The sequence below is a fragment of the Ideonella alba genome (genome assembly GCF_018069845.1).
GTDB lineage: Bacteria > Pseudomonadota > Gammaproteobacteria > Burkholderiales > Burkholderiaceae_C > Ideonella > Ideonella alba.
On record NZ_JAGQDD010000005.1, the window covers coordinates 206,866 to 227,978 of the forward strand.

The following is a 21,113-nucleotide window of genomic DNA, read 5'->3' on the forward strand; positions in this document are numbered from 1 at the left end:
AGATTATAGGCAGATTTTCAGCACTCTCACAAGCTGACCTGGACTGAAGCGCGCCAGGTGCGCGGTGCCAGCGGGTAGAGGTAGGCATGGCCGAACTGGAACGGCGTCTCCTGCCAGGCGCGGCGGTCGAACAGGTTGTCCACGCCCAGGCGCGCGATCCAGTCGCGGCCCCCCTCGCGCCAGCCATAGCGGGCGTTCAGGCCCACGGTGGTCCAGGCGCCGCTCTCAATGCTGTTGTCGGGCAGCACGTAGCGCGGACCCTCGTGCGACAGCCAGCCCTGCAGCAGCAGGCCGGGCAGGGCGCCGGGCTGCCAGCCCAACTGGGCGCGCAACACGCGGCGCGCGACGTTCTCGGGAACCAGGCCGTTGATCGCGGCATCGGCGGCGTCCTCGCGCACGGCGTGCAGCCACAGCGCCGAGCCCCGCAGGCTGAACTCGCCCCAGCGTGTCTCGCCAGCGGCTTCCAGCCCGCGGTGGCGGGCGGCACCGTCGATCAGGTAGGCGCTGCCGGTGTCGGTGACAGCCGGGCGGCGGATGTCGAAGGCGGCCAGCGAGGTGCCCCAGTCGCGCTCCTCATGCTTCCAGCCCAGTTCGGCCTGGCGGCTGCGCAGCGCGGGCAGCGGCTGGCCGGCCTGGGCGCCGTAGCTGCTGCGGTTGGGCACGACCACGCTCTCGATGCCCTGGCCCCAGCTGGCGTAGGCCATGTCCTGCGGCGTGAGCTGCCAGGTGGCGGCCAGCCAGGGCGTGGTGAAGCCCTGGTCATAGGACGTGGCGCGGCTGCCGTCGGTGCGCACGCTGTCGCGTTGCAGTGCGGTGTGGCGCAGGCCCAGCCACAGCCCCCAGGGGCCGTTCTGAAGGCGGTCGGTGAACTGCCACTCGGTGCTGCGCTCGTCGCGGTTGGTGTTGGTATCGGCAGGCACCGGCGATGCGGGCACCACGGCCTGGCCATCGATCGTGCCGACGCCGGCCCAGTTGAAGGCCTGCGCCCCCATGCGCTGACGGTAGCGTGTGGCCAGCACCGACAGACCCAAGGCATGCGTCCAGTCGCCGGTGCGGGCCTGACCGTCCAGGCGCAGCGCCAGGGCGTTGCTGTCGCGGTGCTCGCCGTCGCTGCGGAAGTCGTAGACGTCGAAGCTGCCGTCGCTGCAGAAGCGGTCGTAGGTGTTCTCGCTGCTGCAGCCAAAGGGGAAGGCCATGCGGTCGTCGGTGCGCAGGCGCTGGGTCATCGCGTGGGCCTGCACACGCCAGCCCTCGGCCAGGGTCTGGGTGTAGCGCAGGCTGGCGGTGTGGCCGTCGAACACCACCGGGCCGGCCCAGGACTGGTTGTTCAGGTTGATGCGGGGGTCGATGGCGCTGGCCGAGGGCAGTGTGCTGCCCAGCAGGCTGAAGGCGGCGGCGCTGCGCTGGGCCTGGTGGCTGCGCTCCACCTCGGCCTCCAGCGTCTGGTCGGCCGACAGGCGCCAGGTGCCGGCCAAGGCGGCCAGCCAGCGCTGGCCGTCGGTGTCGTGCAGCAGTGGTCGCAGGCGGTCGGCGGACAGGGTCAGGCGCAGGCCCACGGCCTCGCCCACGCGGCGGTCGATGTCGGCGGCGGCGCGCAGGCTGCCGTCATCGGCGGCCCCGAGCAGCACGGTGGTGGCGTCGCCCCGCGGCCGGCGCACCACCAGGTTGACCAGGCCGCCGGGGCTGCTGGTGCCGGCCTGCATGCCACTGATGCCCTTGAGCACCTCGATGCGGTCCTTGTTCTCCAGGCCCAGCGCGGTCTCGGCGTTGATCGGCAGGCCGTCGCGGCGGAAGTTGAAGCGGTTGTCCAGCGCGTAGCCGCGCACGCGCATCTGCGCCCAGTAGCCGGGGGCGTTGTAGGCGTCGCCGAGGCTGGCGTCCAGGCGGGTGATCTCGCCCAGGGTGTCTATGCCCTGGTCGCGCAGGGCGGTGGTGCCCGCGGTGACGGTGGCGATGGGCGTGCGCTCGGCAGGGACGTCGCCAAAACCAGCCACGTCGGCCGGCAACTGCGGTGCGCGGCCGGTGACGGTGACCTGGGTGGATTGCGCCGACGCACCGAGTGCGGCCAGGGCGGCGAGGGCGGGCAGGGTGTGCCGGAAACGGCGGAGAACGGTGGTGTCAGCCATACGTGGACAGGTCCAGTGATGGCGCAGGCGGCTTGGTCGGGAGACCTGGGCGGCGCGGCCTGGAACGGGCGGACGCCGGCAGGCCGAAGGACGGCTGCTTCCCTGCGCGAGGATTACCTCAGTCAGGTTCAAAGGGTGTTTTCTCAGCCCCGAAGCCGTGAACGGCTCGGAGCACCCCTAGCGGATGCGGCGCAGTAATCTGCACCGCGAGGCGAATTGTGCCAGACGTGAAAAGGCCCGCACGCGGCGGGCCTGGGATCAGGGGCGCCGGGGGCTCAGCGCTGCAGCTGGTCCAGCTTGCCCTTGACGTCCTTCCACTGGTCGGCATCGGGCAGCGCGGCCTTGCGCTTGGTGATGCTGGGCCACTTCTTGGCCAGGTCGGCGTTGAGCTGGATGTAGGCCTGCTGGTCGCCGGGCACGTCTTCCTCAGGCAGGATGGCGTTGACCGGGCACTCGGGGATGCAGACGGCGCAGTCGATGCATTCGTCCGGGTCGATGGCCAGGAAATTGGGGCCTTCGCGGAAGCAATCGACGGGGCAGACGTCGACGCAGTCGGTGTACTTGCAGCGGATGCAGGCTTCGGTGACGACGTGGGTCATGGGGCGACGGTCAGAGTGTGAATGATGGGAGGCGGGCGCCTGGGGCGCTGGCCGTCGCTCATGCCATCCCGCGCGGGGGCAGGCACCAACGGCAAACCCGCAATTCTAAAGGGTGGCAGGGGGGTCCGAGTGATATCCCGCAATCGCCGCAGTGTGTCCCGCGCTCAGCGGGGTCGAGCCCACGCCCACCAGCACCACGGCCGGACGGCCGGCATGCAGTGCGTGGGCCTGGCCCAGCGTGCCCACCTGGTGGTCGCTGACGCGCTGGTCGGGCCAGCCCGCACGCGAGACCACACAGGCCGGCGCATCGGCCGGCCAGCCGGCGGCCTGCAGGCGCTCGCCCAGCGCGGCCAGCTGCTGGCCGGCCATGTAGAAGATCTCGGTGTCGGCGCGGCGCTCCACGCGCAGCTCGTGCTGGGCGGTCATCGCGGTGCTGAAGGCCACGCTGCGGCCCTCGCCGCGGCGCGTCAGTGGCCGCGCGGTGGCGGCGGCAGCGGCCTGTGCGGCGCTGACGCCGGGCACCACCTCGTAGCCCAGGCCGGCCGCTTGCAGCGCCTCGATCTCTTCCTCCAGGCGGCCGAAGACGCTGGGGTCGCCGCCCTTCAGGCGCGCGACGCGCTCGCCCGCGCCGGCCAGTTCGACCAGCAGGCGGTTGATCTCGTGCTGAGCGGTGGCGTGCGAGAAGCCGCGCTTGCCGACGTCGATCCAGCGTGCTGCCGGCGCGGCCTCGCGCAGCGCCGGGTCGGCCAGCGCATCGGCCAGCACCACCGTGGCGGTGCCCAGCAGGGTCCAGCCGCGGCGGGTGATCAGGTCGGCGGCGCCGGGGCCGGCGCCGATGAAGAGCACGTGTCCGGTCATCCGGACATCATGCCAGGGCGCGCTCGGCCTCGGGCTTCTTGACGTGCAGGCCGCATTCCTTGGCCGATTCGTCTTCCCACCACCAGCGCCCGGCGCGGAACTCCTCGCCCACCGCGATGGCGCGGGTGCAGGGGGCGCAGCCGATGCTGGGCATGAACTGGTCGTGCAGCGCGTTGTAGGGCACGTCGTTCTGGGCGATGTAGTGCCAGACGTCGTTCCAGCTCCACTCGACCAGCGGATTGAACTTGACGCGGCCGTTGGGCTCGGTCTCCACCGCCGGCATGGTGCCGCGGTTGGCCGACTGCTCGCGGCGCAGGCCGGTGACCCAGGCGCTGCGGCCGCCCAGCATGCGCGACAGCGGCTCGAGCTTGCGCACCTGGCAGCAGGCCTTGCGCAGCTCGATGCTCTGGTACATCGCCTGCTCGCCATGCTGGCGCACGAAATGCACCACCGATTCCTGCGGCGGCGCGTAGAGCTCGACCTTCAGGCCGTAGCGCTGCTCGATCTGCGGGATCAGCGCCAGCGTCTCGGCGTGCAGCGCGCCGGTCTGCAGCGTGCCGATGGCGATGGGCAGCTGGTGGCGGGCGATCAGGTCGGTCAGGACCATGTCCTCGGCGCCCAGGCTGTTGGCCAGCACGACCTGGCCGGGGTGCTCGGCGGCGGCGCGGCGCAGCCACTCCAGCGTGTCGGCCACGCGTTGCTCGAAGCCGGGCGTGTGGCGGGCGTACAGGGCCTTGGCGTCGGAGACGGCGGGCGCAGCGGCCCAGGGCAGGGAAGAGGTGGTGCTCATGCGGCAACTCGCGCAAACAGCGGGCGCGGCTGGTGCACGTCGCCCTGGTAGTGATCGGTGACCAGGCCCAGCGCGCGCAGCGCGTGGGATTCCTTCTGGTCGGGACGCAGTTGCACGGCGTCGAAGCCGGTGCGCTGCAGCAGCGGCAGCATGTCGACCAGCACCTCGCCGGTGGCGCGCACCTGGCCGCGGTAACCCAGGCGGGCGCGCAGCAGATGGGCCTGGCTGTAGGCGCGGCCGTCCACCCACTTGGGAAAGTGCAGCACCACCAGCGCCAGGCGGGGCAGGTCGGCGGCGAGGTCTTCGACGTCGGCGGTGTTGGGCAACTGCACGCCCACCGGCAGGTCGGCCGGCCAGGTGTCGCGCACGGCGTGCCACTGCTCCAGGCTCAGCAGCAGGTGCGCTGCCGGCTGGGGATGGGGCACCGGGCCGTCTTCACCGCCAACGCGGTGCCAGGGGTCGTCATGGGTGTGGATGAACAGCATGGCAGTCGGACTCACTCAGGCTTCGGCGGATTCGGGCTGGTGTTGAGCGGTGGCGTGGCGCACCGCGTCGGTGGCGGCGCGCAGCGGCGCGGTGCCCAGACGGCGCATGGTGTCGACGAAGGCTTCGCCGGCAGCGCGCTCGGTGCGGTAGACCTGCACCAGGGCCTCGATGGCGTCGGTCACTTCCTCGGCCGCGAAGGCCGGGCCGATCACCTTGCCGGGCGTGGCTGCGCCACTGGCCACGCGACCGTCGGAGCCGCCCACAGAGACCTGGTACCACTCCTTGCCGTCCTTGTCGACGCCGAGGATGCCGATGTGGCCGGTGTGGTGGTGGCCGCAGGAGTTCATGCAGCCGCTGATGTGCAGGTCGATGTCGCCCAGGTCGTGCAGTTCGTCCAGGTCGGCGAAGCGCTCGGTGATCTCGGCGGCCACGGGGATGGAGCGGGCATTGGCCAGCGCGCAGAAGTCGCCGCCGGGGCAGGCGATGATGTCGGTCAGCAGGCCCAGGTTGGGGGTGGCGAAGCCGGCGTCCTTGGCGGCGTGCCAGACGGCCAGCAGGTCGGCCTCGCGCACCCAGGGCAGCAGCAGGTTCTGCTCATGGGTGACACGCAGCTCGCCCTGGCTGTAGCGGTCGGCCAGCGTGGCGGCGGCGTCCATCTGGTCGGCGGTGGCATCGCCCGGGGCCTGGCCAGCGCGCTTGAGCGACAGCGTGACCGCACGGTAGCCGGGCACGCGGTGCGCGGACACGTTGCGTTCCAGCCAGCGCAGGAAGGCCGGGTCGGCCGGGCCGGTGCGGTGCGGGTTGAAGCCCGGGGCGGCCGGGCGCACGCCGGCGGGAACCTCGAAGTGGCGCGACACGCGCTCGAGCTCGGCCACCGGAATGATGTGCTCGCGGCCGCCGGCATCGACGTTCAGGATCTTCTCGAACTCGGCATGGACGGCGTCGAAGAAGCGCTGGCCCTCGGCCTTGACCAGAATCTTGATGCGTGCCTTGTAGGCGTTGTCGCGGCGGGCGAAGCGGTTGTAGGTGCGCACCACCGCTTCCAGGTAGACCAGGATCTGCTGCCAGGGCACGAAGGCGGCGATCTCGCTGGCGATCACCGGCGTGCGGCCCATGCCGCCGCCGACGAAGACCTTGAAGCCCACCTCGCCCTCGGCGTTCTTCAGCACCTGCAGACCGATGTCGTGCCACAGGATGGCGGCGCGGTCTTCGGCGGCACCGGTGATCGCGATCTTGAACTTGCGCGGCAGGAAGGCGAACTCGGGGTGCAGCGTGCTCCACTGGCGCAGGATCTCGGCGTAGGGCCGCGGATCGACCACCTCGTCCGGCGCAATGCCGGCCAGTGCGTCGGTGGTGATGTTGCGGATGCAGTTGCCGCTGGTCTGGATGCCGTGCATGTCGACCTCGGCCAGGCGGTCCATCACGTCGGCGGCGCGGTCCAGCGGGATCCAGTTGTACTGCAGGTTCTGGCGGGTGGTGAAGTGGCCGAAGCCGCGGTCGAATTCGCGCGCGATCGCCGCCAGGGTGCGCAGCTGGCGGCTGGCCAGTTCGCCATAGGGCACGGCCACGCGCAGCATCGGCGCATGGCGCTGGACGTACCAGCCGTTCTGCAGGCGCAGCGCCCGGAAGTCGTCGTCGGGCAGTTCGCCGGCCAGGTGACGCGTCAGCTGGTCGCGAAACTGGGCGGCGCGCTGGCGGACGAATTGGCGGTCGAAGGCGGTGTAGGCGTACATGGCGTTCCGGGTGCGGAAGAGGTCTGGCTGCGCACTCTAGGGAAAACGCATATGTTTGAAAACGAATCAAATTTCAGATGAACATATCTGACGGTTATATAAAGCCACGCCAGCCCGTGTGCGGCGCCTTCCTAGAATGCGCGCCATGACCGAGATCCTCGACCGGCGCCGCCGCCTGGGCCTGCAGTGGGCCGCGCTGGCGGCCCTGGGGGGCCTGGCGGGCTGCCAGACGACGCCCCCGTTGCCGGCCCCCGCACCGTCCCCCGCCCCGGTGCTGCCTCCACCGCCGCCCCCGCCCCGGGTGCTGCGCCCGCCGGTGCTGGGCCTGGCGCTGGGTGGCGGCGCGGCGCGCGGCTTTGCCCACATCGGCGTGATCCAGGTGCTGGAGGAGCAGGGCATCCGGCCGCAGCTGGTGACCGGTACCTCGGCGGGCAGCCTGGTCGCGGCGCTGTACGCCAGCGGCCACAGCGGCACCGACCTGGGCCGCATGGCCCAGGACATGGACGAATCGGCGCTGACCGACTGGGCCTTTCCGGGCCGTGGCGTGCTCAAGGGCGAGGCGCTGGCGGTGTATGTGCGCAAGCAGACCGGCGGGCTGCCGATCGAGCAGATGAAGCTGCCGCTGGGCATCGTCGCCACCGACCTGGCCGACGGCCAGCCCATCCTGTTCCGCCGCGGCGATGTCGGCTCGGCGGTGCGGGCCTCCAGCGCGGTGCCGGCGGTGTTCCAGCCGGTGCGCATCAACGGCCGCGAGTACGTGGACGGCGGCCTGGTGTCGCCGGTGCCGGTGCGCTATGCGCGGGAGATGGGCGCCGAGATGGTGATCGCGGTGGACATCTCCACGCCGCCGGACGGCGGCGCCACCGGCGACGCGCTGCGCCTGCTGCTGCAGACCTTCTCGATCATGGGCCGCAGCATCAACCAGTGGGAGCTGAAGGACGCCGACGTCGTGCTGCGCCCCACGCTGACCGGCGTGGCCGGCACCGACTTCACGGCGCGGCTGAAGGCATTGAAAGCGGGCCGCGAGGCGGCGCAGGCGATGCTGCCGGCGATCCGCCAGAAACTGGCCGCCCTGGCGCGCTGACGAACGCGCTGACAAGATCGCGCCGACAAAAAAAAGACCCGGCCGCGGGGCCGGGTCTGAAGGGTACCTGGAAGCCAGTCTTCGGAGGTACCGAGGAGACAACCTTCACAGATAGAGAGTGAGGACCGCCCTGGGCAGGGCGGTCGGCGCAGCCTGGGAATCAGGCGGCGCGGCGCGACTTGGTGGCGGTCTGCGTGGTCTTGACGGCTTGCGCGGTCACGGCCTGGAAGTTGGCTTCGGCCACTTCGGCGGCTTGCTTGGCAGCCTTGTGCACGCTCTCGTAGGCGTTGTTGGCGGCGGCCATGGCCGACTTCACCAGGGCGACGGCGTTCTCGGTGCCGGCCGGGGCGTTCTTGACGGCGCTGTCGACCAGGCCGGTGAACGACTTCTGGGCGTCAGCCACTTGGCTCTCGGCCAGCTTGACGACTTCGGCGTTGGTGGCGGCGACGATGTCGTACAGGTGACGGCTGTAGGCGGCGGCCTTCTCGGCGGCCGGTTGCAGCAGGCCAGCTTGCAGGCTCATCAGCTCTTGCGCGTCCTTGACCGACAGGGCGGCCTTGGTGGTCTCGGCGGCTTCGGTCATCGAGGCCTTGGCGACTTGCAGGTTCAGCTCGACGAGCTTTTCCACGCCTTCGAAGGCCTTGCCGGTCAGGTCGAACAGGGTTTCGACGTTGGCCTTCTGGGCGGCGAGCAGTTGTTCAGCGGTCAGCATGTGAATCTCCTAAGGGGGGTTGAACACTTGCTGCCGTGTTTGTTGCACTGCAGCATGGAACGAAGTATGCGGGTCTACCCGCAGGATTGCAAGCACTTTTTTGTGCGGTGCAGCAAACTCTAGGGGCATCGCTCTAACCCAGCCCCGTCGCGTCGCCCAGACCCCGCACCGGCGCCGGTCAGCGCGCACGCCGCAGAATCGCTGCGTGCACGCCTACACCTCCGACCACCATGTCCTGCCGCTGCCCACGGGCCACCGCTTTCCGGTCTCCAAGTACCGGCTGCTGCGGGAGCGGGTGGCGCGCGACCTGCCACAGATCCGCCTGATTCCGGCCCCACCGGCCAGCGAGGGCGAGCTGGCGCTGGCCCATGAGCCGCGCTGGATCTCCGCCGTGCTGGAAGGCACCACCACGGCGGCCGAGCAGCGCGAGATCGGCTTTCCCTGGACGCCGTCGATGGCCGAGCGCTCCCGTCGGTCGGTGGGCGCCACCATTGCCGCCGCGCGCCAGGCCCTGTCCGAGGGGGTGGCGGCCAACCTGGCGGGTGGCACCCACCATGCCTATGCGCACAAGGGGGCGGGTTTCTGTGTCTTCAACGACGTGGCGGTGGCCGCGCGCCTGATGCAGGCCGAATGGCTGCGCCGCCAGGCCCAGGGGCTGCAGGTGCTGGTGATCGACCTGGACGTGCACCAGGGCAACGGCACGGCCTCGATCTTCGCCCGCGACCCCTCGGTGTTCACCTTGTCGATGCACGGCGCGCGCAACTTCCCGTTCCGCAAGGAAGCCAGCGACCTGGACGTTGAACTGCCCGACGGCTGCCGCGACGAAACCTACCTCGAGGCACTGGACGCCGCGCTGGTGGAGGTGGAGTGCCGCCTGGCCGCGCAGCCACCTGGCCTGGCCTTCTACCTGGCCGGCGCCGACCCGCACGAGGGCGACCGCCTGGGCCGGCTGAAGCTGACGGCCGCCGGCCTGGCCGAGCGTGACCGCCGGGTGCTGGAGTGGCTGCGCCTGCGCCAGGTCCCGGTGGCGCTGAGCATGGCCGGCGGCTACGGCCACGACATCGAGGTCACCGTGGCGCTGCAGGCCACCACCATCGAGCTGGCCTGGCAATCCTGGCAAGTCTGGGGCCGTGGGTGCCGCGCGGGCGACACGGACGCCGCCGCCGCGGTGGAACAATCCGCCCGATGAGCGCCCGCCCGCAACCCGACGCCCGCAGCAGCTACCGCCTGTTCCGTCCGGTCCCCACCCGCTGGATGGACAACGACATCTACGGCCATGTCAACAACGTCCACTACTACAGCTACTTCGACACCGCGGTCAACAGCTACCTGATCGAGACCGGCGCGCTGGACATCCACGCCGGCCGCACGATCGGCCTGGTGATCGAGACGCGCTGCAACTACTTCGCGCCGCTGGCCTTTCCGCAGCTGGTCGAGGCCGGCTTGCGCGTGGCGCACCTGGGCAGCTCCAGCGTGCGCTACGAGATCGGCCTGTTTGCGGCTGGCGAGCCGCTGAGCGCCGCCAGCGGCCATTTCGTCCATGTCTATGTCGACCGCGACAGCCGCCGCCCGGTGCCCCTGCCGGACGCTCTGCGCGCCGCCCTGGAACCCCTGAGAACCTGAGACCGATGCCCACCTCCATCACCCCCGAGTCCATCGCCGCGGTCGATGCCGCCATCACCAGCCGCCGCTCGATCCGCGCCTTCCTGCCCACGCCGGTGCCGCGCGAGACCGTCGAGCAGATCCTGGCGGTGGCGTCGCGCGCGCCGTCGGGCACCAACACGCAGCCCTGGCAGGTGCATGTGCTGACCGGTGCGTCGCTGGCCGAGCTGAGCCGGCGCGTGCGCAGCGCCTTTGATGACCCCGAGGAGCGCGCACGTCACACCGAGGAGTACGACTACTACCCGGCGCAGTGGGTGTCGCCCTACATCGACCGCCGCCGCAAGGTGGGTTGGGACCTCTACAGCCTGCTGCAGATCGGCAAGACCGACAAGCAGCGCATGCACGAGCAGCACGGCCGCAACTACGCCTTCTTCGATGCGCCGGTGGGCCTGATCTTCACGATCGACCGCATCATGGGCACCGGCAGCATGCTCGATTACGGCATGTTCCTGCAGAACGTCATGGTGGCGGCGCGGGCCCGCGGGCTGGACACCTGCCCGCAGGCGGCCTTCACGCAGTTCCACCGCGTGATCGAGGACTTCCTGGGTCTGGATGCCGCCAAGCAGATGGTGGTCTGCGGCATGTCGCTGGGCCATGCCGACCCGGAGCGCATCGAGAACAGCCTGGTCACCGAGCGCGAGCCGGTGGCCGGCTTTGCGCGCTTCCTGGATTGACGGCCTCCTAGAATCGGCCGCCCCTTCGACGAGACTCCCCATGCACGCCAGCACGATGGAATGGATCGGCGCCGCGATCTTCGCGGTGGCCATCCTCCACACCTTCTCGACCAAGTTCTTCGAGCATCTGGCGCACACCCGTCCCGCCCACGCGGGCCTGTGGCACCTGCTGGGTGAGGTCGAGGTGGTGTTCGGCTTTTGGGCGATGGTGCTGATGGCCTGCATGTTCGCCATCGAAGGCTCGCCCAGCGCCCTGCGCTACATCGACGGGCGCAATTTCACTGAGCCGATGTTCGTCTTCGCCATCATGGTGATCGCCGCCACGCGGCCGGTGCTGTCGCTGGCCAGCATCTGCGTGGGGCTGTTGTCCAGGCTGCTGCCGCTGCCGGGGCGGGCTGGGCGCTTCCTGGTCATCATCACCGTCGTGCCCCTGCTGGGCTCCTTCATCACCGAGCCGGCGGCGATGACCCTGGGTGCGCTGATGCTGTCGGCGGGTTTCTTCAGCCAGGGCATCTCGGTGCGGCTGATGTATGGCGCGCTGGGCACCCTGTTCGTCAATGTCTCGATCGGTGGCACGCTGACGCCCTTTGCCGCCCCGCCGGTGCTGATGGTGGCGGCCAAGTGGGGCTGGGATCTGCCGTTCATGCTGGCCACCTTTGGCTGGCGTTCGGCACTGGCGGTGGTGGTCAATGGTGGCCTGCTGACGGTGCTGTTCTGGCGCGAGTTGTCGGCCATGCCGCGCGACGACGCCCAGGCGGCCGATGCCGCTGCGCGCATTCCCTGGCTGATCACCACGTTGCACCTGGTCTTCCTGGCCGGCGTGGTGATGTTCGCCCACCATCCGCCGATCTTCATGGGCATCTTCCTGCTGTTCATGGGCGTGGCCAATGCCTACCCGCAGCACCAGGACAGCCGCCTGCTGCTGCGCGAGGGCCTGTTGGTGGCCTTCTTCCTGGCCGGTCTGGTGGTGCTGGGGGGGCTGCAGGCCTGGTGGCTGCAGCCGCTGCTGATGAGCATGAATGCCGACGCCATCTACCTGGGCGCTACGGCGCTGACCGCTGTCACCGACAACGCCGCGCTGACCTACCTGGGCTCCCTGGTGGATGGCCTGAGCGACGAGTTCAAGTACGCGCTGGTCGCCGGTGCCGTGACCGGCGGTGGTCTGACGGTCATTGCCAACGCGCCCAACCCGGCTGGCATGGCCATCCTGCGCAAGCATTTCGAGGACGGTGCGGTCCATGCCGGCGGCTTGTTCCTGGCTGCCCTGGGCCCCACCGTGGTGGCGATGATCGCTTTCAAGGTGCTGTGATGGACGACAAGGACCAACGTCCCCGCGTGCTGGTCACCCGGCGAATCTTCGCACCGGTGCTTGAGCGCTTGTCCGCGTCGCTGTTGCTGGACGTGCACGACAGCGACCAGGCCTTGTCGCCTGAGGCACTGCGCGAGCGGCTGGCTGGCTGCGACGGCGTGTTCGTCGCCACCACCGAGCGCATCGACGCCGCACTGCTCGATGCCTGCCCGCGCCTGCGCGCGGTCTGCAGCATGGCGGTGGGTTACAACAACATCGACCTGGCGGCTTGCACCGCACGCGGGGTGCTGGTGAGCAACGCGCCCGATGTGCTGACCGAAACCACGGCGGACTTCGGCTTCGCACTGCTGCTGGCCACGGCCCGTCGGGTGACCGAGAGCGAGCATTTCCTGCGCGCCGGCCAGTGGCGCTACTGGAGCGTGGACCTGTTCGCCGGCCAGGATGTGCACGGCGCGACGCTGGGCATCCTGGGCATGGGCCGCATCGGCCAGGCCGTGGCGCGGCGCGGCGTGCTGGGCTTTGGCATGAAGCTGGTCTACCACAACCGCAGCCGCCTGCCGGCCGAGACCGAGGCCGCGCTGGGGGCCCGCTGGGTGGACAAGGACACGTTGCTGGCCGAAGCCGATCACCTGGTGATCGTCGTGCCCTACACGCCCGAGACCCACCACCTGGTGGGCGCGGCCGAGCTGGCCCGCATGAAGCCCGGCGCCACGCTGGTGAACATCGCCCGCGGCGGTGTGGTGGACGATGCCGCGCTGGCCCAGGCGCTGCGCGAGGGCCCGCTGGCGGCTGCCGGTCTGGATGTGTTCGAGGGCGAGCCCTCGGTCCACCCCGGCCTGCTGGCCGCCTCCAACGTGGTGCTGACGCCCCACATCGCCAGCGCCAGCCTGCGCACCCGCCTGGCCATGGCCCAGCTGGCGGCCGACAACCTGCTGGCCTTCTTCAGCGGCGGCACGCCGCCCACGGCGCTGAACCCCGAGGTGCTGGCACGGCCTCGATGAGCAGTGCGCTGCGCGAGCGTTTCTGGGCCGTCATCGCCGCACTGGTCTGCGTGCATGCCGCGATGGCGGCCACACGTGTCACCGCCAGCCTGTTGCTGCTGCACCGCGGCGCACCGGAATGGCAGGTCGGTGCACTGCTGTCCCTGTTCGCGGTGGCGCCGATCGGCCTGAGCCTGTGGGCCGGCCGACTGGCCGACCGTCACGGCCTGCACCGGCCGCTGGCGGTGGGGGTGCTGCTGGGCTGCGCCGGGGCGGGCATCGCGGTCTGGAGCCAGCACACGCTGGCGCTGGCCTGGGCGGCGCTGTGTACCGGCGGCGGCATTGCGGTGGCGGCGGTGGGCATCCAGCGCGAGGCCGGGCTGATGGCGCGGGATCCGTCCGACCTGAAAAGGGTGTTCAGCTGGGTGGCGCTGGGACCGGCGATCTCGAATGCGGCGGCGCCGGTGCTGGTGGGCCTGCTGATCGACCATGTGGGGTTCCGCGCCGGCTTCGTGCTGGCCGCGAGCCTGCCGCTGCTGGCCTGGTGGCTGGGTCGCCTGCTGCCGCGCCTGGCCCCGAAGCCGCCGGCCGCAGCGGCGGCGTCGGCGCGCACGCGCAGCGCGCTGTGGCGCCACCCGCCGCTGGTGCTGCTGGTGGGGCTGAACCTGGCGCTGTCGTCGACCTGGGATGCCCACAGCTTCGTGGTGCCGGTGCTGGGCCACGCGCGCGGGATGAGCGCCTCGGCCATCGGCCTGGTGCTGGGCAGCTTTGCGGTGGCGGCCAGCCTGGTGCGGCTGGCGATTTCACGCTGGGCCGATCACCTGGACGAGGTCCGGGCGCTGCGGTGGGCGATGGCCGTGGCGGGCAGCACGTGCCTGGTCTATGCCTTCCTGCCTGGTGTGGGTGGCATGCTGCTGGGCTCGGCGGTGCTGGGGGTGGCGCTGGGCTCGGTGCAGCCGATGGTGCTGGCCCTGCTGCACCAGGTCACGCCGGCAGCCCGCCATGGCGAGGCGCTGGGCCTGCGCATGCTGGCCACCAACGCGGCGACGATCGGCATGCCGCTGCTGTTCGGCCTGCTGGCCGGGGCCACCAGCCGCGCGGCACCGATGTGGCTGATGAGCAGCCTGCTGGCGCTGGCCTGGTGGCAGGCCGGGCGGCTGCCGCCTGCCCACGCACGCGAGGTGGCGGGCTGAGCAGGCCTCAGCCGACGCTCAGAAGCGGATCTTCGGCCGCGACGGGTCGTCGGTGGGCTCAGGCGCCGGAGAGGTTGGCGCCGGACTGGGCACCGCGGGCGCCGGCGGCACGGCCGGGCCCAGCGGCTCGGGGGCCGGGCGGGCCCAGTTCTTGGGCAGGCGGTTGTCCTTGGGGTAGCCGGCGGCGTCCAGGTAGCTGTTCCACTCCTGGCTCACCAGACCGACCACCTGCTGCCGACCGACGATCAGCACCGGCAGCGAGGTGGCGCCGGTCAGGTGGCGCAGCGCCGCGATGTCCCCTGCGGTGTCGACCTTCTTCTCGGTGAACGGCACGCCGCGCTGCACCAGCAACTGGCGCGCAGGCTCGCAGGCGCGGCAATCCTTGCCGGTGATCAGCTGCACCGGGTAGCGGTTGCTGGCCTCACGCAGTTCATAGGGCAGGGTCTGCGCCCAGGCGCTGCCCAGGCACAGGGTGGCCAGGGCCAGCGACGCCAACGGGCGGAGGAGGGGGCGGTGGTTCATCGGTGGGTGAGCGCGGAAGCGGGCACGGTCATAGTGTCGGGCAGGGCGCTCAGGCGGGCAAGCCAGCCATGCCCTGGTGGCGCAGCAGCGCATCGATGCGGGGCTCGCGGCCGCGGAAGGCCTGGAAGCTCTCCAGCGCCGGGCGGCTGCCGCCGACCTCCAGCACCTCGCGGCGGAAGCGCTCGCCGGTGGCGGCATCCAGCACGCCAGCCTCCTCGAAGGCGCTCCAGGCGTCGGCCGACAGCACCTCGGCCCACTTGTAGCTGTAATAGCCCGCGCCGTAGCCCCCGGCGAACAGGTGCGAGAAGGTGTTGGGCATGCGGTTGAAGGCCGGCGGCTGCACCACCGCCACCTCGTCGCGGACCGATTCGGCAATCGCCTGCACACGGCCGGGCGCATCGGCTTCGGTGTGGATGCGCATGTCGAACAGGCCGAACTCGACCTGCCGCAACGTCTGCATGCCACTCTGGAAGTTCTTGGCCGCGTTCATCTTGTCGTACAGCGCACGCGGCAGCGGCTCGCCGGTGTCGACATGGGCGGTCAGGCGCTGCAGCACGTCCCATTCCCAGCAGAAGTTCTCCATGAACTGGCTGGGCAACTCCACCGCGTCCCATTCAACGCCGGCAATGCCCGAGACGCCCATGTCCTCGATGCGGGTGAGCAGGTGGTGCAGGCCGTGACCGAACTCGTGGAAGAGGGTGGTGACGTCGTCGTGGGTCAGCAGCGCCGGCTTGTCGCCCACCGGGGCGGCGAAATTGCACACCAGATGGGCCACCGGGGTCTGCAGGCCGCGGCCGTCCGGGCGCAGCCAGCGCTCGCGTGCGTCGTCCATCCAGGCGCCCGGGCGCTTGCCTGGGCGGGCATAGGGGTCCAGGTAGAACTCGCCCACCAGCGCACCCGCCCGCTCCAGCCGGTAGAAGCGCACCGACGGGTGCCAGGTGCGCGCCTCGGCCGGCGTGATCGTGACGTCGAACAGCGAGGAGATGATCGAGAACAGGCCGTCCAGCACCTTGGGCAGCGGGAAATAGGCCTTCACCTCCTGGTCGCTGAAGGCGTAGCGGGCCTCCTTGAGCTTCTCGCTCACATAGGCGATGTCCCAGGAATGCAGCTCGTTCAGCCCCAGCTGCGCCGTGGCAAAGGCGCGCAGCTCGGCCATGTCGCGCTCGGCCGGGCCGCGGGCGCGCCGGGCCAGGTCGCGCAGGAAGGCCATCACCTCGTCCGGGCTGCGCGCCATCTTGGCGGCCAGCGACAGCTCGCCGAAGTTGGCGAAGCCCAGCAGTGCGGCCTCCTCGGCGCGCAGCTGCAGCAATTCGGCCATCACCGGCGCGTTGTCGCGTTCGGGCGGACCGAACTCGCTGGCCCGGGTGACATAGGCGCGGTAGAGCTGCTCGCGCAGCGCGCGGTCGTGGGCGTACTGCATCACCGGCAGGTAGCTGGGCGCATGCAGCGTGATCTTGCAGCCGGCGCGGCCCTCTGCCTCGGCGGCGGCACGGGCGGCCTGCACCGCATCGGCCGGCACGCCGTCGAGCTGCGCGGGCTCCAGGTACAGGGCGAAGGCATCGGTGGCGTCGAGCACGTGGTTCGAGAAGGCCTGCGACAGCGCGGCGCTGCGCTCCTGGATCTCGGCGTAGCGGGTGCGGGCTGCGCCCTGCAGGTCGGCGCCGCCCAGGCGGAAGTCGCGCAGCCAGTGGGCCAGTGCCGACTGGCGCGGCGCGCTGAGCGTGGCCGCCTGCGGGCTGGCGGCCAGCGCCTTGTACTTGGCGTACAGGCGCTCGTCGCTGCCCAGGCGGGTGTAGAACTCGGTGACGCGGGGCAGCAGCGCCGCGCGGGCGGCGCGCAGCTCGGCCGTGTCGGCCACGTGGCACAGGTGACCCACCGCGCCCCAGGCGCGCGACAGGCGTTCGGTGGCCACGCCCAGCGACAGTGACAAGGCGTCATAGTCGATCGCCACATCCGGGCCGACGCAGCGGTCCAGCGCGGTTTCGGCGTCGGCCAGCAGCTGGGTCATCGCGGGCGCCACCTGCTCGGGGCGGATCAGGTCATAGGCCACCAGGCCGTCGAGTTGCAGCAGCGGGTTGTCGGTGTTCATGGCGTGATCTTCGGCGCGCAAGGGTGTCCGTGAAGGGCCCAGGGTCAGGCGGCGGCCCGCTCGGCGGCTTCCAGCGTGTTGACCAGCAGCATGGTGATGGTCATCGGGCCGACGCCGCCGGGCACCGGGGTGATCCAGCCCGCCACCTCGCGCACACCGGCGAAGTCGACATCGCCGCACAGCTTGCCCTCGTCGTTGCGGTTCATGCCCACGTCAATCACCACCGCGCCGGGCTTGACCATGTCGGCGGTCAGCACGTTGCGCTTGCCCACCGCGGCCACCACCACATCGGCCTGCCGGGTGAAGGCGCCCAGGTCGGCCGTGCCGCTGTGGCAGACGGTGACGGTGGCATTGGCCTGCAGCAGCATCATCGCCATCGGCTTGCCGACGATGTTGCTGCGGCCGATGACCACCGCATGCTTGCCGCGCAGGTCCTTCAGACCGATGGATTCCAGCATCTTCATGCAGCCGTAGGGGGTGCAGGCCTTGAAGCCGACCTCGCCCACCATCAGCGCGCCGGCGCTGGCGACGTGGAAGCCGTCGACGTCCTTGGCCGGCGAGATGGTCTCGATGACCTTGTGGTCATCAATGTGCCTGGGCAGCGGCAGTTGCACCAGGATGCCGTGGATGGCGGGATCCTTGTTCAGGGCGTCGATCCGGGCCAGCAGCGCGGCCTCGGAGAGGTCGGCGTCGTACTTCTCCAGCACCGAGTGGAAGCCGGCGTCGGCGCAGGCCTTGACCTTGTTGCGCACATAGACGGCACTGGCGGGGTTGTCGCCCACCAGGATCACCGCCAGGCCGGGGCGGTGGCCGCGGGCGGTGAGGGCTGCGGCGCGTTGCGCCACCTCGGCGCGAACCTGGGCGGAGAGGGCGTTACCGTCGATCAGTTGGGCGGTCATGGCGGTGTGTGTGCAGGAGGGATCAGGAATGCAAAACGGGGCGCAAGGCCCCGTTCGGTGGTGTCGGGCCGGATCAGGCCTTCTGGGAAGCACCCAGCGCGATCTTCAGCAGGTCGGCCACGGTGTTCGCGTTGAGCTTTTCCATGATGTTGGCGCGGTGCGCCTCGACCGTCTTGATGCTGATGCCCAGGTCGTCGGCGATCTGCTTGTTCAGGCGGCCGGCGACGATGCGCTCAAGCACCTGCGCCTCACGGGTGGTCAGGCGCGACAGCAGGGCGTCGCGGCTGGCCTGCTCCTGGTGCTGGCTGAAGGCCACGCGGGCCTGGTCCAGCATGCGCTCGACCAGCGAGACCAGCTCTTCTTCCTTGAAGGGCTTCTCGATGAAGTCCATCGCGCCCTTCTTCATGGTGTTCACCGCCATGGGCACGTCGCCGTGGCCGGTGATGAAGACGATGGGCAGCGGGCTCTTGCGCTCCAGCAGCCGGTCCTGCAGTTCCAGACCGCTCATGCCGTCCATGCGGATGTCGGCGATCAGGCAGGCCACTTCCCGCGGGTCGAAGCGCGACAGGAAGGATTCGGCCGAGTCGAAGCACTTGACCCGGTAGTCCTTGCCCTCGAGCAGCCATTGCAGGGAGTCACGGACCGCCTCGTCGTCGTCGACCACGTAGACGGTACCTTTCTTGGGGATCAGGCTCATGAGGAAGCAGCGTTGGAGTTGGCGGCCGCGGCCTCGTCGGGTACTTCGGGTACCGGCGGTGCCTCGGCGCGCTGGCTGAGGTCGACGGGCAGGGTGAAGGCGAACCGGCACCCCGTCACATGCGTGCCATTGTATTGGTTCTGGGCCCTCATCCGACCACGGTGCGACTCAATGATCGAGCGGCACAAGGACAGGCCGATGCCCATGCCGTCGGCCTTGGTCGAATAAAAGGCTTCGTACAGTCGGCTGAGCACGTCCTCGGGGATGCCGGGGCCGGTGTCGGTCACGCTGAACTCGATCACCCCGCCTTCCTCGGCGGTGTGGCGCGGCGCCACGCGCAGCTCGATGTGTCGCCGCGTGGGCGGCATGCGGGCGCCGTCGATCGCCTCGGCGGCGTTCTTCAGCAGGTTCAGCAGCACCTGCTCGATCAGGATGGGGTCGACATGCAGCGTCGGCAGGCGCTGGGCCACATAGGTGTGGATGTTGACCTTGCGACGGCGCAGTTCGATGCCGGCCAGCTCCACCGCGTCCTCGACGATGTCCTTGGCCTGGGCCGCCTGGCGCTGCGGCTCGCTGCGTTTCACGAAGCTGCGGATGCGGTGGATGATCTGCCCGGCGCGCTCGGCCTGGCGGCCGGTCTTCTGCAGTGCCGCCACCAGGTCGTCGTTGCTGATGCTCCCGGCCTGCACCCGGCTGACCATGCCATTGCAGTAGTTGTTGATCGCGGTCAGCGGCTGGTTCAGCTCATGCGCCACCGACGAGGCCATCTCGCCCATCGTGATCAGCCGGCTGGTCACCGAGGCCTTTTCGGCCTGCTGGCGCGCCAGCTCCTCCACCCGGCGCCGGGCGGTGATGTCGGTGGCGATCAGCATCTGGGCCAGGCGGCCGTCGGTCCATTGCACATAGCGCGAGCGCACATCGAACCACATCTGCAGCGAGTCGATGAACACCTCGTGCGGCTGCGTGCTGGTCTCGGTCAGCGGATGGGTGGGCAGGCCGGAGAGGTTGTCGACGTCCTCGTCGTCCTCGGTCTGGAAGACGCTGTCGCCGGCGCTGCTGGCCAGCAGCGAATGGCCCTGGGCGTCGGCGCCGAACCACAGCCGGTAGCTGCGGTTGCAGAACAGCAGCTCGTTGTGCTGGACCGACATCACCGACACGGCGGCCTCCAGGCCTTCCAGCACGGTGGTGAAGCGCTCGTGCGAGGCGCTGAGCTGGTCGCGGATGCGCTTGGCCTCGGTGATGTTGGTCATCGAGGTCATCCAGCCGGTCTGCTGGCCCTTGGGGTCGATCAGCGGCGAGACGTACATCCGCGCATCGAAGACCGAGCCATCCTTGCGCATCACCTTGACCTCGATGCCGCCGGCCGGGCTGCGACCCTGCAGCTCCTGCTGCAGCAGGCGCGAGTTCTCCTCGATGCGGTCGCTGGGCCAGTAGGGGAAGGGCGGGCGCCCGCCGACCAGGTCGTCCTCGGAGAAGCCGGTCATCGCGCAGAAGGCCGGGTTGACGTAGGTGACCCGGCCTTCCAGGTCCATCGCCCGCATGCCGGTCAGCATGGAGTTCTCCATGGCCCGACGGAAGTTGGTTTCCTGCACCAGCGCGCCCTGGATCTGCGCGCGCCGGCGCACATGGCGCCAGGTGCCCAGCAGCATCCACACCGTCAGCACCGACAGCGCCACCACCATCCAGAACAGCGTGCTGCCGATGAGGCCGACCGAGGTGCGGTAGCCCATGCCCTTGAGCACCAGTCCGTTGGACATCGGCGCCAGCGGCAGCTCGTAGCTCAGCGAGGGCGGGCTGCTGCGCTGGCCGGGCATCGCGGTGACGGTGCTGGTCAGCGTGCGGCCGCCGCTGTCAAGCACGGCGATGCTGTGGCGGCGCGTGACCTCGGGCGGCACATGGTGGCGCAGCAGGGCCTCGATGCCGTAGTCGATGGCGAGCACGCCATTGAAGTTGCCGCGGTCGATCAGCGGCACCTGGATCTGGAACACCGGCACGCCAGCGGCATCGGTGAAGGCGTGCGAGTAGACCGGTTGGCGGCTGTCGCGGGCGGCCTGGAAGGTGAACTCGGCGTCGATCGGCTGGCCCTGGGCGGGCAGTGAGGGGTCGGTCTTGACGCCGTCGGTGGCCACCAGCGGCGCAAATCCCATCAGTTCCTGGCTGGCACGAACCTGACGCTGGGCGGTGATCCAGGCGATGCGCCGCACCGCAGGGCGCTCGCGCTGGAAGGTGGCTGCCTGGTCCAGGAAATCGGAGGTGGTGATGTCGCGCGTGGCCAGCTCGCGGGCGATGCGCACCAGTTGCTCCTGGTTCTCGATCAGGTGCAGCCGGATCTGTTGCTGGGCCACCTCGGTGTCGCGGCGCAGCGCCTCGGCGGTGCGCTCGATTTCCTCGTTGCGCAGGTACCAGGACGCGGCGGTGATGGCCGCCAGGAACATCAGCACCGACAGCAGCGGGCCGATCGTGGCGAAGCGGTCCTGGCGCGCCGGGGACTGCTTGCGCCACCAGCGTCCGAAAAGGCGGTTCAGCCGCGAGCGGTAGGTGGCGGAAAGTTCGGCGAGCTTGCTCATGCGGTGTGGATTATCCGGCCCGCGTGACCTGGGACACGGTCCGGAATCGGCCAGATGCGTCACGAATTCCGTAATATGAAATGATTGTCCGCGATTTGAAAATTCCAAAAGCCTGTGCGACACTTCGCGCCGA

General features: G+C 70.1%; 19 protein-coding genes and 1 riboswitch. Of the genes, 7 read left to right on the forward strand and 12 right to left on the reverse strand.

Annotated elements, in window-relative coordinates:
* Positions 1-26: 26 nt before the first annotated feature.
* The 6 genes from KAK03_RS09970 to KAK03_RS09995 all read right to left on the reverse strand — a co-directional run bounded on the left by KAK03_RS09970 (position 27) and on the right by KAK03_RS09995 (position 6,592).
* Positions 27-2,126, reverse strand: coding sequence for a TonB-dependent siderophore receptor (locus tag KAK03_RS09970; RefSeq protein ID WP_210853805.1), 2,100 nt, complete (start codon positions 2,124-2,126; stop codon positions 27-29).
* Between the two features lie 82 nt (positions 2,127-2,208).
* Positions 2,209-2,315: riboswitch (TPP riboswitch) on the reverse strand.
* Positions 2,316-2,401: 86 nt separating this feature from the next.
* Positions 2,402-2,725, reverse strand: coding sequence for a ferredoxin FdxA (gene fdxA, locus KAK03_RS09975; protein WP_210804402.1), 324 nt, complete (start codon positions 2,723-2,725; stop codon positions 2,402-2,404).
* Between the two features lie 105 nt (positions 2,726-2,830).
* Entirely contained in the window at positions 2,831-3,583 is a 753-nt protein-coding gene (gene cobA, locus KAK03_RS09980) for a uroporphyrinogen-III C-methyltransferase (RefSeq protein WP_210853806.1), read from the reverse strand.
* A gap of 7 nt (positions 3,584-3,590) precedes the next feature.
* Positions 3,591-4,373, reverse strand: coding sequence for a phosphoadenylyl-sulfate reductase (locus KAK03_RS09985; protein WP_210853807.1), 783 nt, complete (start codon positions 4,371-4,373; stop codon positions 3,591-3,593).
* Positions 4,370-4,858, reverse strand: a complete 489-nt coding sequence (locus KAK03_RS09990; RefSeq protein ID WP_210853808.1) for a DUF934 domain-containing protein — start codon at positions 4,856-4,858, stop codon at positions 4,370-4,372. The genes KAK03_RS09985 and KAK03_RS09990 overlap by 4 nt, the downstream gene beginning before the upstream one ends.
* A 15-nt stretch (positions 4,859-4,873) precedes the next feature.
* Positions 4,874-6,592: a nitrite/sulfite reductase gene (locus KAK03_RS09995; RefSeq protein WP_210853809.1), complete on the reverse strand. Its 1,719-nt coding sequence runs from the start codon at positions 6,590-6,592 to the stop codon at positions 4,874-4,876.
* 145 nt (positions 6,593-6,737) lie between these two features.
* Here KAK03_RS09995 and KAK03_RS10000 point away from each other — a divergent pair, with 145 nt between their 5' ends.
* Positions 6,738-7,676 carry a patatin-like phospholipase family protein gene (locus KAK03_RS10000; RefSeq protein WP_210853810.1) on the forward strand — a complete coding sequence of 313 codons (939 nt, stop codon included), beginning with the start codon at positions 6,738-6,740 and terminating at the stop codon, positions 7,674-7,676.
* Positions 7,677-7,836: 160 nt separating this feature from the next.
* Here KAK03_RS10000 and KAK03_RS10005 read toward each other — a convergent pair whose 3' ends face one another.
* On the reverse strand, positions 7,837-8,388 hold the full coding sequence (locus KAK03_RS10005) for a phasin family protein (protein ID WP_210853811.1): 552 nt from the start codon (positions 8,386-8,388) through the stop codon (positions 7,837-7,839).
* 205 nt (positions 8,389-8,593) lie between these two features.
* On the opposite strand from KAK03_RS10005, the gene KAK03_RS10010 reads away from it, so the two are divergent.
* From KAK03_RS10010 to KAK03_RS10035, 6 genes are read left to right on the forward strand one after another with little or no spacing between them, the layout of a single operon-like run.
* Positions 8,594-9,577: a histone deacetylase family protein gene (locus KAK03_RS10010; RefSeq protein WP_210853812.1), complete on the forward strand. Its 984-nt coding sequence runs from the start codon at positions 8,594-8,596 to the stop codon at positions 9,575-9,577.
* Entirely contained in the window at positions 9,574-10,011 is a 438-nt protein-coding gene (locus KAK03_RS10015) for an acyl-CoA thioesterase (RefSeq protein WP_210853813.1), read from the forward strand. The genes KAK03_RS10010 and KAK03_RS10015 overlap by 4 nt, the downstream gene beginning before the upstream one ends.
* A 5-nt stretch (positions 10,012-10,016) precedes the next feature.
* A complete protein-coding gene (locus KAK03_RS10020) occupies positions 10,017-10,724 on the forward strand; it encodes a nitroreductase (RefSeq protein WP_210853814.1) in 708 nt (235 codons plus the stop codon).
* Positions 10,725-10,764: 40 nt separating this feature from the next.
* Complete coding sequence (locus tag KAK03_RS10025) at positions 10,765-12,033, forward strand: putative Na+/H+ antiporter (protein WP_210853815.1); 1,269 nt, start codon at positions 10,765-10,767, stop codon at positions 12,031-12,033.
* A complete protein-coding gene (locus KAK03_RS10030) occupies positions 12,033-13,034 on the forward strand; it encodes a 2-hydroxyacid dehydrogenase (RefSeq protein ID WP_210853816.1) in 1,002 nt (333 codons plus the stop codon). Before KAK03_RS10025 ends, KAK03_RS10030 begins: the two co-directional genes overlap by 1 nt.
* Positions 13,031-14,206, forward strand: a complete 1,176-nt coding sequence (locus tag KAK03_RS10035; RefSeq protein ID WP_210853817.1) for an MFS transporter — start codon at positions 13,031-13,033, stop codon at positions 14,204-14,206. The genes KAK03_RS10030 and KAK03_RS10035 overlap by 4 nt, the downstream gene beginning before the upstream one ends.
* Positions 14,207-14,224: 18 nt before the next feature.
* Here the strand turns inward: KAK03_RS10035 and KAK03_RS10040 are convergent, their stop codons facing one another.
* From KAK03_RS10040 to KAK03_RS10060, 5 genes are all read right to left on the reverse strand, one after another.
* Entirely contained in the window at positions 14,225-14,728 is a 504-nt protein-coding gene (locus tag KAK03_RS10040) for a glutaredoxin family protein (protein WP_210853818.1), read from the reverse strand.
* Positions 14,729-14,777: 49 nt separating this feature from the next.
* Positions 14,778-16,817 (reverse strand): M3 family metallopeptidase, encoded by a 2,040-nt coding sequence (locus KAK03_RS10045; RefSeq protein WP_210853819.1) that lies wholly within the window; start codon positions 16,815-16,817, stop codon positions 14,778-14,780.
* Positions 16,818-16,861: 44 nt separating this feature from the next.
* The gene (folD, locus tag KAK03_RS10050) at positions 16,862-17,716 is read right to left on the reverse strand and encodes a bifunctional methylenetetrahydrofolate dehydrogenase/methenyltetrahydrofolate cyclohydrolase FolD (RefSeq protein ID WP_210853820.1); all 855 of its coding nucleotides are present in this window, start codon (positions 17,714-17,716) and stop codon (positions 16,862-16,864) included.
* A 73-nt stretch (positions 17,717-17,789) separates the two neighbouring features.
* The gene (locus tag KAK03_RS10055; protein ID WP_210804387.1) at positions 17,790-18,413 is read right to left on the reverse strand and encodes a response regulator transcription factor; all 624 of its coding nucleotides are present in this window, start codon (positions 18,411-18,413) and stop codon (positions 17,790-17,792) included.
* Entirely contained in the window at positions 18,410-20,980 is a 2,571-nt protein-coding gene (locus tag KAK03_RS10060; RefSeq protein WP_210853821.1) for a PAS domain-containing sensor histidine kinase, read from the reverse strand. The genes KAK03_RS10055 and KAK03_RS10060 overlap by 4 nt, the downstream gene beginning before the upstream one ends.
* Positions 20,981-21,113: the final 133 nt, after the last annotated feature.

Excerpts from the sequence above, each read along its gene's own strand:
- KAK03_RS09970 (WP_210853805.1), bottom strand. The coding sequence starts at position 2,126 with ATGGCTGACACCACCGTTCTCCGCCGTTTCCGGCACACCCTGCCCGCC.
- fdxA (WP_210804402.1), bottom strand. The coding sequence starts at position 2,725 with ATGACCCACGTCGTCACCGAAGCCTGCATCCGCTGCAAGTACACCGAC.
- cobA (WP_210853806.1), bottom strand. The coding sequence starts at position 3,583 with ATGACCGGACACGTGCTCTTCATCGGCGCCGGCCCCGGCGCCGCCGAC.
- KAK03_RS09985 (WP_210853807.1), bottom strand. The coding sequence starts at position 4,373 with ATGAGCACCACCTCTTCCCTGCCCTGGGCCGCTGCGCCCGCCGTCTCC.
- KAK03_RS09990 (WP_210853808.1), bottom strand. The coding sequence starts at position 4,858 with ATGCTGTTCATCCACACCCATGACGACCCCTGGCACCGCGTTGGCGGT.
- KAK03_RS09995 (WP_210853809.1), bottom strand. The coding sequence starts at position 6,592 with ATGTACGCCTACACCGCCTTCGACCGCCAATTCGTCCGCCAGCGCGCC.
- KAK03_RS10000 (WP_210853810.1), top strand. The coding sequence starts at position 6,738 with ATGACCGAGATCCTCGACCGGCGCCGCCGCCTGGGCCTGCAGTGGGCC.
- KAK03_RS10005 (WP_210853811.1), bottom strand. The coding sequence starts at position 8,388 with ATGCTGACCGCTGAACAACTGCTCGCCGCCCAGAAGGCCAACGTCGAA.
- KAK03_RS10015 (WP_210853813.1), top strand. The coding sequence starts at position 9,574 with ATGAGCGCCCGCCCGCAACCCGACGCCCGCAGCAGCTACCGCCTGTTC.
- KAK03_RS10020 (WP_210853814.1), top strand. The coding sequence starts at position 10,017 with ATGCCCACCTCCATCACCCCCGAGTCCATCGCCGCGGTCGATGCCGCC.
- KAK03_RS10025 (WP_210853815.1), top strand. The coding sequence starts at position 10,765 with ATGCACGCCAGCACGATGGAATGGATCGGCGCCGCGATCTTCGCGGTG.
- KAK03_RS10030 (WP_210853816.1), top strand. The coding sequence starts at position 12,033 with ATGGACGACAAGGACCAACGTCCCCGCGTGCTGGTCACCCGGCGAATC.
- KAK03_RS10035 (WP_210853817.1), top strand. The coding sequence starts at position 13,031 with ATGAGCAGTGCGCTGCGCGAGCGTTTCTGGGCCGTCATCGCCGCACTG.
- KAK03_RS10040 (WP_210853818.1), bottom strand. The coding sequence starts at position 14,728 with ATGAACCACCGCCCCCTCCTCCGCCCGTTGGCGTCGCTGGCCCTGGCC.
- KAK03_RS10045 (WP_210853819.1), bottom strand. The coding sequence starts at position 16,817 with ATGAACACCGACAACCCGCTGCTGCAACTCGACGGCCTGGTGGCCTAT.
- folD (WP_210853820.1), bottom strand. The coding sequence starts at position 17,716 with ATGACCGCCCAACTGATCGACGGTAACGCCCTCTCCGCCCAGGTTCGC.
- KAK03_RS10055 (WP_210804387.1), bottom strand. The coding sequence starts at position 18,413 with ATGAGCCTGATCCCCAAGAAAGGTACCGTCTACGTGGTCGACGACGAC.
- KAK03_RS10060 (WP_210853821.1), bottom strand. The coding sequence starts at position 20,980 with ATGAGCAAGCTCGCCGAACTTTCCGCCACCTACCGCTCGCGGCTGAAC.